We start from the raw sequence: 586 nt of genomic DNA on the forward strand, positions 1-586 counted from the left end.
GAACCTGCGGTTGGATCACCTCCTTACCTTAAAGAACCTGCCTTTGCAGTGTCCACACAGATTGTCTGATGAAAAACAGCAGTAAAAATCTCTGCAGGCTTGTAGCTCAGGTGGTTAGAGCGCACCCCTGATAAGGGTGAGGTCGGTGGTTCAAGTCCACTCAGGCCTACCAAATTTTTGCTGATGCTGCGTTGCGGCGACACTCACATACTCAGGTATGCTTCGTGTCACCACGCCTTGCCTCAACAAAAATACCGGTAGAGAGATCACTACGATGGGGCTATAGCTCAGCTGGGAGAGCGCCTGCCTTGCACGCAGGAGGTCTGCGGTTCGATCCCGCATAGCTCCACCATCCTTTACTGCAAAACAAGAAAACTTCAGAGTGAACCTGAAAAGGTGCACTGCGAAGTTTTGCTCTTTAAAAATCTGGATCAAGCTGAAAATTGAAACGACACACAGCTCATGTGTGTTCGAGTCTCTCAAATTTTCGCAAGTCGACGATGAATCGAAAGAAACATCTTCGGGTTGTGAGGTTAAGCGACTAAGCGTACACGGTGGATGCCCTGGCAGTCAGAGGCGATGAAGG

Annotated in this window: 2 tRNA genes; both read left to right on the forward strand. The window is 49.5% G+C overall.

The annotated features are described in order from the left end of the window. Window positions 1–95: 95 nt before the first annotated feature. Window positions 96–172, forward strand: a tRNA-Ile gene (locus IM304_RS22180). Between the two features lie 104 nt (window positions 173–276). After that, window positions 277–352, forward strand: a tRNA-Ala gene (locus IM304_RS22185). Window positions 353–586: the final 234 nt, after the last annotated feature.

Source organism: Enterobacter cloacae complex sp. P40C2, from assembly GCF_014930695.1.
GTDB classification, from domain to species: Bacteria; Pseudomonadota; Gammaproteobacteria; order Enterobacterales; family Enterobacteriaceae; genus Enterobacter; species Enterobacter pasteurii.